The 15,111-nt window shown below is 41.9% G+C and carries 14 protein-coding genes; all 14 read right to left on the bottom strand.

The window, feature by feature from the left end; genetic code table 11:
• Positions 1-8: 8 nt before the first annotated feature.
• The 14 genes from C7Y70_RS11615 to aroQ all read right to left on the bottom strand — a co-directional run bounded on the left by C7Y70_RS11615 (position 9) and on the right by aroQ (position 15,012).
• On the bottom strand, positions 9-1,598 hold the full coding sequence (locus C7Y70_RS11615; protein ID WP_099295419.1) for an alkaline phosphatase: 1,590 nt from the start codon (positions 1,596-1,598) through the stop codon (positions 9-11).
• Between the two features lie 255 nt (positions 1,599-1,853).
• Complete coding sequence (locus tag C7Y70_RS11610) at positions 1,854-2,477, bottom strand: tetratricopeptide repeat protein (protein ID WP_135475035.1); 624 nt, start codon at positions 2,475-2,477, stop codon at positions 1,854-1,856.
• A 115-nt stretch (positions 2,478-2,592) separates the two neighbouring features.
• Positions 2,593-3,906, bottom strand: coding sequence for an adenylosuccinate synthase (locus C7Y70_RS11605; protein ID WP_099295421.1), 1,314 nt, complete (start codon positions 3,904-3,906; stop codon positions 2,593-2,595).
• Positions 3,907-4,124: 218 nt separating this feature from the next.
• Positions 4,125-5,003, bottom strand: a complete 879-nt coding sequence (gene hflC, locus C7Y70_RS11600; RefSeq protein WP_099295422.1) for a protease modulator HflC — start codon at positions 5,001-5,003, stop codon at positions 4,125-4,127.
• Between the two features lie 5 nt (positions 5,004-5,008).
• Positions 5,009-6,175: an FtsH protease activity modulator HflK gene (gene hflK / locus C7Y70_RS11595; protein WP_099295423.1), complete on the bottom strand. Its 1,167-nt coding sequence runs from the start codon at positions 6,173-6,175 to the stop codon at positions 5,009-5,011.
• A 106-nt stretch (positions 6,176-6,281) separates the two neighbouring features.
• Positions 6,282-7,565, bottom strand: a complete 1,284-nt coding sequence (hflX, locus tag C7Y70_RS11590) for a ribosome rescue GTPase HflX (RefSeq protein ID WP_058560838.1) — start codon at positions 7,563-7,565, stop codon at positions 6,282-6,284.
• 16 nt (positions 7,566-7,581) lie between these two features.
• The gene (hfq, locus tag C7Y70_RS11585; RefSeq protein WP_058560837.1) at positions 7,582-7,848 is read right to left on the bottom strand and encodes an RNA chaperone Hfq; all 267 of its coding nucleotides are present in this window, start codon (positions 7,846-7,848) and stop codon (positions 7,582-7,584) included.
• 80 nt (positions 7,849-7,928) lie between these two features.
• On the bottom strand, positions 7,929-8,846 hold the full coding sequence (gene miaA, locus C7Y70_RS11580) for a tRNA (adenosine(37)-N6)-dimethylallyltransferase MiaA (protein WP_099295424.1): 918 nt from the start codon (positions 8,844-8,846) through the stop codon (positions 7,929-7,931).
• Positions 8,847-8,856: 10 nt separating this feature from the next.
• Positions 8,857-10,692: a DNA mismatch repair endonuclease MutL gene (gene mutL, locus C7Y70_RS11575; protein ID WP_135475034.1), complete on the bottom strand. Its 1,836-nt coding sequence runs from the start codon at positions 10,690-10,692 to the stop codon at positions 8,857-8,859.
• Positions 10,693-10,708: 16 nt separating this feature from the next.
• Complete coding sequence (locus tag C7Y70_RS11570; RefSeq protein WP_099295426.1) at positions 10,709-12,052, bottom strand: N-acetylmuramoyl-L-alanine amidase; 1,344 nt, start codon at positions 12,050-12,052, stop codon at positions 10,709-10,711.
• Positions 12,053-12,082: 30 nt separating this feature from the next.
• Positions 12,083-12,550: a tRNA (adenosine(37)-N6)-threonylcarbamoyltransferase complex ATPase subunit type 1 TsaE gene (gene tsaE, locus C7Y70_RS11565; protein WP_135475033.1), complete on the bottom strand. Its 468-nt coding sequence runs from the start codon at positions 12,548-12,550 to the stop codon at positions 12,083-12,085.
• A gap of 144 nt (positions 12,551-12,694) precedes the next feature.
• The gene (gene accC, locus C7Y70_RS11560) at positions 12,695-14,035 is read right to left on the bottom strand and encodes an acetyl-CoA carboxylase biotin carboxylase subunit (protein WP_099295428.1); all 1,341 of its coding nucleotides are present in this window, start codon (positions 14,033-14,035) and stop codon (positions 12,695-12,697) included.
• 26 nt (positions 14,036-14,061) lie between these two features.
• Positions 14,062-14,526, bottom strand: coding sequence for an acetyl-CoA carboxylase biotin carboxyl carrier protein (gene accB / locus C7Y70_RS11555; protein WP_135475032.1), 465 nt, complete (start codon positions 14,524-14,526; stop codon positions 14,062-14,064).
• Between the two features lie 33 nt (positions 14,527-14,559).
• Positions 14,560-15,012 carry a type II 3-dehydroquinate dehydratase gene (aroQ, locus tag C7Y70_RS11550; protein WP_099295430.1) on the bottom strand — a complete coding sequence of 151 codons (453 nt, stop codon included), beginning with the start codon at positions 15,010-15,012 and terminating at the stop codon, positions 14,560-14,562.
• Positions 15,013-15,111: the final 99 nt, after the last annotated feature.

Raw genomic sequence — 15,111 nt, 5'->3', positions numbered from 1 at the left:
AGCCGCCATTATTGTTTAATTAATTCGAGTGCTTGATTAACTAAGTGAAACACTACATTTTGCTCTACTACACCTTGCGCAAGTTGTGCACCCGGTCCTTTGGCATGAAGTGTAATGTCTTCACCAGCATGTGTTTCAGAGCCAAGAGGTACTGTTGCCTCTTGGTGAAAGCCTGCACTTGTGGTATCAATAGTGGTTAAATCATGACGGCCTACATTAGGGCCTTCAAGATAAGCAGCATCTGCGTTTGTTTCATCACCTAAATCTCTATAGCCTAGGCCATTTGCATAACCTACCGTTGTATAAGGCATGCCATCTGCTGCAAGCGTAGGATCTTCTTTACCTACCGCCACAACTTTACCTAAAATTGGGTTACCCCGTTTTGGATAACCTGCAATCGTAAATACATGGCTGTGGTCGGCTGTTACTAAGATGAGTGTTTCTTCAGGGTTGGTATTATCAACCGCAGCTTGTACAGCCTTAGCAAACTCAATGGTATCGTTTAACGCGTTATAGGCATTACCGGCATGGTGAGCATGGTCAATACGACCTGACTCCACCGTCAAAAAGAAGCCTTTTTCATTATTACCTAGGATATCAATGGCTTTGGCTGTCATTTCAGATAACGAAGGCTCACCTGCGATATCATTCTCACGATCTGCCTCATACTGCATATGTGATTCATTAAACAACGCCAATACTTGCTTTGTATCCGCAGATATAGCCTCAAAACCTGCTTTATCCATTACATATTGGCCATCAGGATAGCTTGCTTGCCATTCAGCTGTTAAGTCACGTTCATCTGTTCTATCGCCTTCTACTTCGCTCATTGCATCATCTGAGTTAAAAGCAGCATCTTTTGGTAAAAAGTGACGACGTCCGCCACCCATTACAACATCTATACCGTCAACATCAGTACCTAGAAATCTTGCCTCTAGGTTTTTTTCAAAATTCACTAACTGCGATGCAATATCTTCACAACCATCGGTCACTGCATCTTCTGGCATATCAGATACATCTTCCCAGTTACGATCTGCTGATTTGGCATAAGTCGCTGCTGGTGTCGCATGAGTAATGCGCGCGGTTGATACCACACCCGTTGCTAAACCTTTAATTTCAGCCAACTCTGTAGTGGTAATTAATTCATTACCAAACACGGTAGAGCAATCGCCTCGTTGAATGCTTTCATTAACACCAATCACACCCACATCGGTTTTCACACCAGAGGCCATTGCAGTCATTGTGCCTGCAGAGTCTGGTGTTTGCGCATCCACATTGTATGTTTTTACTTGAGCTGAATAAGGAAATGCTTCAAAACTAAGCAACCCTTCTTCACCCAATTGACCTTCACGTTGGCCAGCTAATATACGTGCTGCAGTTAACGTGGATACACCCATGCCATCACCCACAAACAAGATCACATTTTTAGCTTTAGTTTGTTGTTCTTCTTGAGCTTGGTTTTGCTTAGTAGCAAGTGTAGTTTGAGCACTTTCGTACCACTGGCTTTGTGTTTGGCTTTGCGGTAAAACACCTGCATTTGCTACTGCAGATATCGCCAATGTAAACCCAATTGCGGTCGCAATTTTATTGATTTTCATTCTAAATTCCGTCTCTATGTTTTTGATATAGAATCGTTAGCCCCAAGGGGGATGAGTTAAAGTACGGGAGAGATATTAGTGAAGATTTATGAAGCTAACGGTGATTATCAATGACAATGAGGTTAAGAAAAAAAGTAATATTTATTAAAATCAACAGTTTGGATATGATATACCATAACAAAATACAATTGAGGTAATTTCTTCAATGAGTACTGACAAGGTCTTGTTAAATAAAAGAGATAGAGTTAAATCTAGTTACATCGGTAAGCGAGCGCGAGCGATAACACTATCAGGCATTTTTTTCGCTAGTTGGCTTAGTGCACGTTCTATTTTTTTATGGGTTGCCATGTCAGCAACCATGGCATGAAATAACCATCTATAGGCATCTTCATAATCACGTGGGCTGCCAAAACCATCGTTAAATAGTTTAACTAACCTTAATTGGGCTTTTAAATTACCTTGCGCTGAGGCTTCACGTAGGTAAGTGACTGCCATAGCTTTATCTTTTTGCACTAGTTGGCCAACGTCATAATAGCGGCCAAGTTGTTCCAATGCCGCTGCCAAACCTTGATTTGCAGCTTGGCGCATATAATAAACACCTAGTTCAACATTGCGATCAACACACACAGCATATGCCAGCATATCGCCATATAAAAACTGATAAGACGGCAGTGCCATTTTATTGGCTCTCGCTTCAATATCTTGCACTAACTGGCAATCATCTGCCTTTACGCGAGCTAAATGGGTATTTTTATTGATCAGCGCTAACAGCTCTGTTTCAGTATACAAAGGGACAGCCGTTAAAGGCTCATCTGCTTTGGCGTAACTAACAGGCAGCATTGATAACAACACTAATGATAAACAAGATAACAAACGCATTTAGGCCACTTTAATTTTAAAACCATCTTAATAAAGTTTATACAAAGATCGTTCCATATTGAAATAAAGACACAAAAAAAGCTGCACTAGGCAGCTTTTTTAGTACTAACAGTATTTATGCAAACGGGCTGCGTAATACCATAGTTTCTACACGATCTGGGCCAGTAGAAATAATATCAACAGGTACGCCTGTGATTTCTTCAATACGTTTGATGTAATCAAGCGCTGCTTGTGGTAACTGATCAACAGACGTCGCGCCGACTGTGTTTTCAGACCAGCCTGGCATTTCTTCGTATACTGGTGTTACTTTCTCGTAACCTTCAGCAGCAAGTGGCGTTACGTTAGTAACTGTGCCATCTTCAAGTTTGTAACCAGTACAGATTTTTAACGTTTCTAAACCATCAAGTACGTCTAGTTTAGTTAAGCAGAAACCTGAGATTGAGTTAATTTGTACCGCGCGGCGCATTGCCACTGCATCTAACCAACCTGTGCGACGAAGGCGACCCGTTGTTGCCCCAAACTCATGGCCAACTGTACCTAAGTGTTTACCGATTTCGTCTTGTTTTTCAACACCATCGTAAAGCTCTGTAGGGAAAGGACCAGAACCTACACGCGTTGTGTATGCTTTGATAATACCTAACACGTAATCAAGGTTTAATGGACCAAAACCAGCACCCGTTGCAACACCACCGGCAGTCGTATTAGACGATGTTACGTATGGGTAAGTACCATGATCGATATCAAGTAACGTGCCTTGAGCACCTTCAAACAAGATATTTTCGCCAGCAAGACGAGTTTGATCTAGTAATTCAGTAACATCAACAACCATTGCTTTAAGGATATCAGCAACAGCCATTGCATCATCAAAAGTCTGTTGGAAATCAACTGCATCTACTTTGTAGTAGTTCACTAGTGTGAAGTTATGGTATTCCAATACTTCTTTAAGTTTTGCAGCAAATAATTCAGGGTTGAATAAATCACCGATGCGTAAACCACGACGGGCTACTTTATCTTCGTAAGCTGGACCAATACCACGACCTGTAGTACCGATAGCTTTATTACCACGTGCTTTTTCACGGGCTACATCTAATGCGATGTGGAAAGGCAAAATTAGCGGACATGCTTCACTGATCAATAAACGTTCGCGTACTGGTACGCCACGTTCTTCAAGCATGCCAATCTCTTTCATTAGCGCTTCTGGTGAAACTACAACACCATTACCAATCACACACTTAACATTGTCACGTAATACACCCGATGGAATAAGGTGTAAAACTGTCTTTTCACCGTCGATTACTAAAGTATGCCCTGCATTGTGGCCACCTTGGTAACGAACTACTAAAGATGCTTTGTCTGTAAGGAGGTCAACTACCTTACCCTTACCTTCGTCACCCCATTGGGTGCCTAATACAACAACGTTTTTGCCCATTGTAAATTCACTTAGAAAAAATTAGGACGAGATTTTACCAGAAAATGAGGGCAAAGATCACCCCGTTTAGGTTATTTTTTCTGCGAGAGGCAAAAGCAATACCTACAATAAAAATTAACTGGTTGAATAACATTAAGTTATTCATAAAAATTCGTTTTACTAAAAGAAAAACCCTGCATACACAGGGTTTGGATTTGGTCTAGTTATGAAGGAAAAAATTACTGCGCTGTAGCGCCCTTCATGTATTTAAAGAAATCGCTATCAGGTGATAATACCATCACATCTTGCTTATCTTTAAACGTTTGCTTATAGGCTTCTAATGAACGAACGAAGCTAAAGAATTCAGCATCTTTGTTATAAGCATTTGCGTAAATAGCCGCTGCTTGCGCATCACCAGCACCACGCACTGCACGCGCATTTCGCTCTGCATCAGCAAGCATTACTGTTACACGACGATCAACTTCTGCACGAATTGTTTCTGCTTTTTCCTGACCTTCAGAACGATGCTCTTTTGCCACAGCAGTACGCTCAGCACGCATACGTTGGAAAATCGAGCTACTTACTTCTTGTGGTAAGTTGATTTGCTTAACACGCACATCAAGCACTTCAATACCCAGCTCTTTTGCACTTTCAGAGGCTTGCACTAATGCTTCTTCCATCAACTCACTACGCTCACCAGATACAATTTCACGAATTGTACGTGAACCAAAGTTAGTACGTAGGCCGTTATTTACTTTTTGCTTAAGTAGTGTTTCAGCATATTGCTTATCACCACGTGCACGTAAGTAAAAAGCGCTAAAGTCGTTTACTCGCCATTTTACAAACGAATCAACGATTAAGTCTTTTTTCTCACTGGTTACAAAACGGTCAGGTGCACCATCTAGTGTCTGAATACGCGCATCCATACGGCGTACTTGACTGAAAAAAGGTACCTTGAACTGTAAGCCAGGGCTGTAGACAATGGCTTTATCGTCACTGTCTTTTTGTACTTTACTAAATAGCATCACAATTGCTTTTTGCCCTTCAGGTACTACAAATACCGACGAAAATGACAAAACAACGGCAGCTAATAATAGAACTAAACTAAAGTTTTTCATTACGCTTATCTCCCGTCGTTAAAGCGATCTGCGCTAAAGCGGTCTGAACCTGAGTTCACGGTGCTATTGCGTGATGTATTTATTTTATTACGTAAATCATTTATATCACTAGAACTCGGTAACGCTACACGAGTAGCTGTGCCTTGTTTTTCCATGATTTTATCAAGCGGTAAATACATCATGTTATTACCACCTTTCACGTCAACTAACACCTTAGAGCTATTGCCTAGCACTTCTTGCATAGTATCAATGTATAAACGTTCACGTGTTACTCTTTTAGCAGCTTGATACTCTGGTAATAGCTTCTCAAAACGAGCAACTTCACCTTGTGCTTCTAAAATGATACGTTCGCCATAACCTTCTGCTTCTTGGGTCATACGCGTAACTTGACCACGTGCACGCGGTTCAATTTCACGAGCATAAGCTTCAGCTTCACGAATAAAACGCTGCTCATCTTCTTGTGCTGCAATAGCATCATCGAAAGCGTCTTTTACTTCAGCAGGTGGGCGTGAATCTTTAAAGTTCACATCGGTAACGATTAAACCTAAGTTGTAAGGTTCAATGATTTGATTAAGTTCATCCCACGTTTGTTGACGCACAATTTCACGGCCATTTGTTAAAACTTGATCCATTTTAGAATGACCAACAACATAACGTAGCGCGCTTTCTAGTGCCTCTTCTAAGCTAGAGTCAGCATTTGTGACACTGAACTTGTAAAGGTAAGGGTCAATGACACGGTACTGAACTTGAAACTCAACGCTTACTACGTTTTCGTCTTCAGTTAGCATGAAACCTGATGTTGATAACGAACGAACAGCCTCAATGTCCACTGGTATAACCGTTTCAATAAACGTCATTTTCCAACGAAGACCTGGTTGTGCAATTCGGTCGTATTGACCAAATTGTAAAACGATACCACGCTCAGCTTCTTTAACAGTGTAAATACCACTCAATGCCCATACAATTGCTGCAATAATAAGCACGAATGATAAACCCGCGCCACCAAGCCCGCCGCCATCTTTACCGGATTTATTACCGCCAAAAATGCCACCAAACTTATTGCTGAATTTACGGAACACCTCGTCTAAATCAGGTGGGCCTTGATCACGTCCGCCTTTTTTGTTCCACGGATCTTTGTCATTGCCATTATTACCCGGTTCATTCCAGGCCATAGCTATACTCCATTGTTATCTAAATAATTTAGGTAATTGTGTTAAATCTACCAAATATACTGCCGTTCTCATACTAAAAACGACAGCATGCAGTAAATTTTTACATCTATAAAATAAATGAATCGATTTCTGGGCCAAACTCTTTCTTTAATTTGTTCCATTCAACCATTGGCATACGTGTGGTCAACAACCACTGCCCGTGTTCATCAAAATCTTCTTCATGCACAGCGTTTAAACTAAACAATGAAGCGCGTAAGCGCCCATATTGCGGTGCAAGTTTGAGTGTATGCGCGAACATTTTCTTAGCAAGCAGTTCGCTTATCGCCTCTGAAAGCAACTCACAACCAAGACCACTTTGTGCAGACAACCATACTCTTATAGGCATGCCTTCGTCATCACGATCAATTCGTGGAGCAACATCTTCCAGTGCATCAATTTTATTATAAACGAGTAATTGCGGCACTTCATCTGCCTCAATTTCTTTTAAAACCGATTGTACCTGCTCTATATTTTCTTTGCGACGTGCATCAGCCACATCCACAACATGCAACTGTAAGTCAGCTTCACGGGTTTCCGTCAGCGTCGCTTTGAAAGCAGCAACTAAGTCATGAGGTAAATGACGAATAAAACCAACCGTATCGGCAAGAATGACTGAACCTACATCGCCTATTTCAAGTTTACGTAATGTTGGGTCTAGGGTTGCAAACAGCTGATCCGCTGCATAAACATCTGAGTTGGTAATGCGATTGAATAAAGTAGATTTACCCGCATTAGTATAACCAACTAAAGAGACTGTTGGAATTTCATTACGGTTTCTTGCTCTGCGTCCTTGCTCACGTTGCACTGCTACTTTATCTAAGCGTGCACGGATACTTTGAATACGCGCGCGTAATAAACGTCTATCGGTTTCGAGCTGTGTCTCACCTGGCCCACGTAGACCAATACCGCCTTTTTGGCGCTCAAGGTGGGTCCAGCCTCGTATTAAACGAGTCGACATGTGACGCAACTGTGCTAACTCAACTTGCAACTTACCTTCATGGGTACGCGCTCGCTGAGCAAAGATATCAAGTATCAGGGTCGTTCTATCAAGCACTCGACATTGACAAACAAGCTCTAAATTACGCTCTTGAGAGGGTCTGAGTTGATGATTGAATATGACGACATCTGCATTGTGGATTTTGACAATCTCAGCAATTTCTTCTGCTTTACCGCTACCGACGAATAGTTTCGGATGTGGTGATTGACGGCTGCCTTGCACAACCGCCAAACTGCTAACACCAGCAGAAGATACTAACATTTCCAGTTCATGAAGATCTTCGCGATCTCCTTCTTGAGGAAAGTCAATATGAACTAAGACTGCCTGTTCGCCGGCTTTATAACGGTCAAACAAGCATTACGCTCCTAATTTAAAAATTTCCAGGTTCTGGCTGCTCATCACCTTCTTCACTTCCTTGAACACCTTGGAAGTTTACTGCGCGAGCAGGGACTACTGTTGAAATGGCGTGTTTATACACCATTTGATTTACTGTGTTTTCAAGTAAAATTACAAATTGGTCAAACGACTGAATCTTACCTTGTAGTTTGATGCCATTAACCAAAAAGATTGATACTGGAATACGCTCACGACGTAGCGCATTCAAAAATGGGTCTTGTAACGATTGGCCTTTTGCCATGTTATTATCCTTCGTTCTAGGTGTTATTATAATTAAGTGGCTGAACTCATTTAACAAAGCTAAAAAATATTCAACTACTACTAGCTTAGCGAACTTACAACACGTTGCAAGTTTTCTTCATCACCGGTCGTTAACCAAGTTACCTCGGGCCAGCTTCTCAACCAGGTCAACTGACGTTTAGCAAGTTGTCGAGTGGCTGCAATACCGCGAAACACCATGTCATCATAGTCTGTCTCGCCAGCAATGTAATCCCACATTTGTCTATACCCTACACAACGAATAGAGGGTAAGTTTGGGTGCAAATCATTACGTTGATATAGGGACGAAACTTCTTTTTCAAACCCCTCATCAAGCATTATTTTAAACCTTTGTTCTATACGCTCATGTAAATCAGCGCGATCATCAGGCGCAATAGCAAATTGATGAAACGTATAAGGTAACTTTGGCTGCTTTTGTTTTTGCAGCTGAGTCATTGTTTTACCTGTTAAACGATAAACCTCTAACGCACGATTAATACGCTGAGAATCGTTTTCACTCATTTTTTCTGCCGCTTGCGGGTCTACCGCAACCAGCTCCTTATAAAGCGCAGGCCAGCCATGCTGTTGTGCTTGTGCTTCAAGTTCAGCTCTAATAACAGGGCATGCCTCTGGCAACGGCGACAAACCATCAATGAGTGCTTTAAAATACATCATTGTCCCCCCAACCAATACAGGCACTTTACCCTGTTTATGAAATTGGTCAATTTTTTCAATCGCATCACGACGAAAATCGGCCACAGAGTAACTTTGGGCAGGATCTATCATATCAATCAAATGATGTGGTGCTAGCGCTAACTCTTGCGCGTTTGGCTTGGCTGTACCGATATCCATATCTTTATACACTAAGGCTGAATCAACGCTGATTATTTCGGTTTTTAAATGCTGACAAAGCTCAATAGCGAGTGCAGTTTTGCCTGCTGCTGTTGGACCCATTAAAAATATGACCGGTAAATTACTCAACGCGTTAACCCTAATCTAGCTGTGTTAAATAGTGATGTAGGTCTATTTTAACTGCTTTTTCGCGCAAACGTTGAATTGTTTGCGGATTATTTTTCATTTGTTGTAACTCGCCTGCAAATGTTTGGCTTGAAAAATAGCGTTCAGGCACGTTGCTCTGCTGCCAATTAAGCCAATCTGTTAGGTTATCGAGTTGTTTTTTGCTGATTAGCAGCAAAGCGTCAATGGCTTGGCTTACATCTAGTAAATACAAACTATGAGGCAGCTTTTTCACCATTACAAATTGCTTTTCAATATTGAGCTCAAATCCTAGTAAATTAAACCATGACTGCTGCTCGGTTAATACTTTTTGGTCGTCAACACTAATGTTGACGCGCACAGGGAGCAGTAGTGCTTTACCTTCAAGGCTTGCTTGTTCTGTAATTTGCTGCTGCCAGTAATCAGCTAAAGCATATTTAAAATGAGAGCAATAAAGTTGCTGTTGCTCAGTGAAAACACAACTACCATCTTGTTGTACTATTAATGAGGTTGTACTAATACTCTGTGCAGGCGCTAAGACTGGTGTGTGTTGTGTTGTTAAGGTGGCTACACTATCAAAATGTGCGGCATGTTGTTCACTTACCCCTTGGTAAAATGCGTTCACATCATGAAGCGACGCTTTACTTTCTCTTTGCCCAGAAGGCCCACTCGCAGCAGAGCCACCTGCACGGGATGAGCCACCCGAATAGCTAACAGGCTGACTCGGTTGCAAAGGCGTTTTTGGGTAATCAAACACGTCAGCTTGCTCAACTGACGCCGCACTTGAGAAGCGCTCACTTGGTTGCGCCTGCGCTAGTATTTGCGGTGCTACAAAGTCATCCTGCAAAGGCACAACGACTTGTTTTACGGCTTGTAGAATAAAGTCATGCACTAAGCGCCCCTGATGAAAGCGTACTTCATGTTTTGCCGGGTGCACGTTTACATCAACTTGGCGCGGATCAATATCAATATATATCACAAAGCCGGGTAACTCTTCTTGTCCTGCCACTTCTTCAAATGCTTGGCGAATAGCATGCAAAATCAGTTTGTCACGCATCATCCTATTATTTACATAGGTGTATTGCGTGGTATTGCTTGAACCCACAGGTAATACCCAACCGTGTAACTGCAAACCTGTATCACCGGACTCAATATACAAACCTTGCTCAGCAAATGCTTTACCAGCAACTTGCGCGACCCGGGTAATTGCTTGGTTAGGATCTGTTTTGGCGCGATATTGGCGTACCACTTTAGCGTTATGCGTTAAGGTAATCGATACATCAAAGCGGCTTAGGGCAATCCGCTTAATGAGCTCATCAATGTGATTAAACTCGGTCTTTTCAGTACGTAAAAACTTACGCCGTGCTGGCGTATTAAAAAATAAGTCTTTTACTTCAATCGTGGTGCCGTCAGGGTGGGCGGTCGGTTTGACTTGCACTGCCATATCGCGACCCTCAGCACAAGCTTGCCACGCTGCCTCTTGCGCTTTAGTCTTCGAACTTAACGTCAACCGAGATACTGAACTAATTGATGCTAAAGCTTCACCACGAAAGCCCAATGAACAAATATTTTCTAAATCATCCAGGGATTTTAGTTTACTCGTAGCATGACGAGACAGCGCCAATGTAAGCTCATCTTTATTAATGCCTGAACCATTATCTCTAATTCGAATAAGTTTGTGGCCGCCACGCTCAATATCAATTTGAATACGCGTTGCACCTGCGTCTAAGCTATTTTCAACCAACTCTTTAACAACAGACGCTGGCCTTTCAACCACTTCACCTGCTGCAATTTGGTTAGCCAATCGCGCTGGTAATATTTCAATACTCATACTCATCCTAACGATTTTAGCTTTGTGGGATATCGAGCTCTTGGCCGATAAATAAAGTGTTTGATTTGAGTTTATTGGCGCGTTTCAATTTATTCACACTCACCCCATAGCGATTCGCAAGTAAGCTTAATGACTCTCCTGGACGAACTTTATGTGTGGTCGGGTGTTGCGATTTTAATGATGCAAACAACGAATCATCGGGTGGGTTTTTAAGGTAATAATTTTTCAATGAAGTAAAGATTGCTCTCGCCAGCCGCTCTTGATAGTCCGCTGTTTTCAACAAGCGCTCTTCACGTGGGTTGGAAATAAACCCAGTTTCAACCAGTATTGACGGGATATCTGGAGACTTTAATACCCCAAAGCTTGCCGCTTGCGGACGCTTTTTGTGCATTTTGGCTACTTTTTTTAGTTCATCCATCACTTCTTCAGCAACGCTAAAGCCCGTTTTCATGGAATGATCCATCGACATATCAAGCAACGCTTGTGCTAAGTATTTCTCGCTGGCGGTATTTTTTATTACACCTGCTGCACCGCCAAGAAGTTCCGAATGTTTTTCTTTATCCTCAAGCCATTTACCTATTTCAGAGTTGGCACGGCGCAATGATAAAACCCACACAGACGCACCACTGGGCTGAGGGCTAGTAAATGCATCAGCATGAATTGATACAAAAAAGTCTGCTTTTTTCTCTCGCGCACGATTAGTTCGAGTGTTTAAATTAACAAAGTAATCACCTCGGCGTACCATTCTAGAAATCATACCTTTTTCGGCATCAATCATACGCTCTAAACGTTTTGCAATTTGCAATGTAATTGTTTTCTCATAGGTGCCTGATGGCCCTATGGAGCCAGGGTCTTCACCACCGTGGCCTGCATCAATAGCAATCACAATGTCCCGTTGTTTACTTAATTCACGTTTCTTAACTGCGGTATTGCTACTTTGCGCAACGGGTTTTGCCTGTTCTTTGTTGTAAAGGTCTACCACTAAACGATTTTTATATGGCCCAGTTGGAGCCAAAGCAAATAATACCGGTTTAACTGAACCGGTTAGCTCAAAAACAAAACGTACACCTTTACTATTTTTAGCTTTGGAATAACGCAGTTTACTAACAATTTGATGTTTTTTAGGAATGCTAGGCAGGTTTTTAATTTTATTAGTATGTTCTAAGTCAACCACGAGGCGTAAAGGATTCTTCAGCATAAAGTAGCTAAAGTCTGGTTTGTCAGTTAAATCAAAAACAACACGAGTGCTATCAGGAGACGGCCACACACGCACACTGTTAATAGTGTTCTGTGCAAAAACCCCTTGGCTTATTGCAAATAACAAACAAGCACACACCCATTTAATGACTACTCGACCCATCTGATCCACTACACCTTTAATTATTATTTTTTAATCTCGAGTTAATTGCTCTACTACTGCTTTGCCGCGCTGGCTCACGCTACAAACTTCAATTTCACGGGCCTCACCAACATAGCGCATTGTAATATCTAAGTCAGGAACAGGTATACACTCCCCGCCTTTCTCAGGCCATTCAACAACACAAATTGCATCATTTGAAAAATAATCACGAATACCCATATATTCTAGCTCTTCAGGGTCACCCAAGCGGTATAAATCAAAGTGGTACACATTGGCTTTTGCTAATTCATAAGGCTCGACTAATGTATAGGTTGGACTCTTAACCTTACCTTGATGGCCGAACCCTTGCACTATACCCCGTGTTAATGTGGTTTTTCCGGCGCCTAAATCACCATGTAAATAAATAACCACGCCTTGCTCAGTTAAACTTGCAAGCTTATTACCCATTGCGACCGTTGCTGCTTCATCAGCAAGTTGAAAACCAACACTCAGGGCCATTATTACCTCATGAAAAACAAATAAGTTATTACTGTATTAATCATACCAGATTATTTTTGTATCGCGAATACAGTGCCACTGTTCGTTAGAGCTAAAAAAACCGGCAAAGTTGCCGGTTTTTTAAATTATTAGTTTTATAAATGCTTATAAACCTAATTTCTTCTCAAGATAGTGGATATTGGTTCCACCATTTTGGAAGTTTTCATCTGCTAAGATTTTCTTATGCAGTGGCGTATTGGTTTTAATACCGTCAATCACCAACTCATTTAATGCATTACGTGCACGGGCAATAGCTACATCACGGTTTTCACCGTAAGTAATGAGCTTACCAATCATTGAGTCATAGTGTGGTGGTACTTTATAGTCTGCATAAATATGGCTATCCCAACGAATACCTAGGCCACCCGCAGGATGGAAGCGGGTAATTTTGCCCGGCGAAGGAATAAACGTTTCAGGGTCTTCTGCATTGATACGGCATTCAATAGCATGGCCACGAATAACCACGTCATCTTGTGTGAAAGACAACGGCTGACCAGCAGCAATTTTTAACTGCTCTTTAATTAAGTCAACGCCACTAACCATTTCAGTTACAGGGTGCTCAACCTGAATACGGGTATTCATTTCGATGAAATAGAACTCGCCGTTTTCATATAAGAACTCAAACGTACCTGCACCACGATAACCAATCTCGATACACGCACGTGTACAGCGTTCACCAATGAATTTACGTACTTCAGCAGTGATACCCGGCGCTGGCGCTTCTTCAACTACTTTTTGATGACGACGCTGCATTGAACAGTCACGCTCACCTAAGTGAACCGCGTTACCTTGACCATCAGCAAGTACTTGAATCTCGATATGGCGTGGGTTTTCAAGGAATTTCTCCATGTAAACCATGCTATTACCGAAGAACTGCTTTGCTTCTTGCTGAGTCAGTGCGATTGAATCTATAAGCTCTGATTCGTTACGTACAACTCGCATACCACGACCACCGCCACCACCAGCTGCTTTGATGATTACCGGGTAACCGATACGCTTAGCAATTTGCATGTTGCGCTCTTTGTCATCTGATACTGGACCGTCAGAACCTGGAACACACGGCACACCCGCTTTACGCATAGCATTGATTGCCGATACTTTATCGCCCATTAGGCGAATAGTATCGCCTTTAGGACCAATAAATACGAAACCGCTTTGCTCAACTTGGTCTGCAAAATCAGCGTTTTCAGCAAGGAAACCATAACCTGGGTGAATCGCAACCGCATCGGTTACTTCTGCCGCAGCAATAATACGCGGAATGTCTAAGTAACTTTCAGTTGCTGAAGGTCTACCGATACAGATTGTTTCATCTGCTAACAATACGTGCTTAAGATCGCGATCCGCCGTTGAATGCACAGCAACCGTTTTGATCCCAAGCTCTTTGCAGGCGCGCAATATACGAAGTGCTATTTCACCTCGATTTGCAATGACTACTTTATCTAACATGAGAGTTGGCCTCTAAGGTTGCACTATTATTCAATGATGAATAAAGGTTGATCAAATTCTACTGGCTCACCATTTTCAACTAAAATAGCTTTTACTGTACCGGCTTTGTCTGACTCAATTTGGTTCATCATTTTCATTGCTTCGATGATACAAAGTGTGTCACCCACATTAACTTTAGAACCCACTTCAACATATGCAGGTGCTTCTGGTGATGCTGCTGCATAAAAAGAACCAACCATTGGTGATAATACTTGATGACCGGTTGGTGCTGCTGGCGCTGCCGCTTCAGTTGATACTGCTGGAGCCGCAGGTGCTGGTGCCGCTGCTGGAGCTGGTGCATACTGAGGAGCATATTGTGGAGCGTAAGCTGGACCTGCGCTCATATTGTTACGGTTTATACGTACTGACTCTTCACCTTCGGTGATTTCTAATTCAGCAATACCTGATTCTTCTACTAGTTCAATTAGTTTTTTGATCTTGCGAATATCCATGAACGACCCGCCTTCTAGTTTGTGTGTTTAAAATTAATTTGCGTTTTGCAACCGACTAACCGCCGCTTCTAATGCTGCGCGATAACCCATTGCACCTAATCCACATACCACGCCTTGTGCTACATCCGAAAAATACGAATGATGACGAAACGCCTCCCGCGCATGCACATTAGTTAAGTGCACTTCATAAAACGGGATATCAACACTTAGCAATGCATCACGTAAAGCTACGCTTGTGTGCGTAAATGCTGCTGGATTGATAATTATGCAATCAATAACTTGCCAAGCACTATGTATATGCTCAATTAAAGCTTGTTCACTATTACTTTGATAATGCGTTAACTCAACATCTAGACCATGGGCGAGGGTTGTTAGTTCGCTCATAATTTCGCCCAGTGTTTGTGAACCATATTTCTCTGGTTCACGCTTACCAAGCATATTTAAGTTAGGGCCATTTAGAACAAAAATCTTAAATTTTGCAGCCATAATACGCGATAATCCTATAAATAATGAGTTAAGCCATTTTTACTATAAAACCCACTAATTAGCTTGGGGTTAAACATAAAATAACAAGTATTTCTCACG

Source organism: Pseudoalteromonas sp. KS88 (assembly GCF_004766475.1).
Taxonomy (GTDB): domain Bacteria; phylum Pseudomonadota; class Gammaproteobacteria; order Enterobacterales; family Alteromonadaceae; genus Pseudoalteromonas.
The sequence above is the reverse complement of the archived record's forward strand: the minus strand, read 5'-3'. Positions and strand labels throughout refer to the sequence as shown.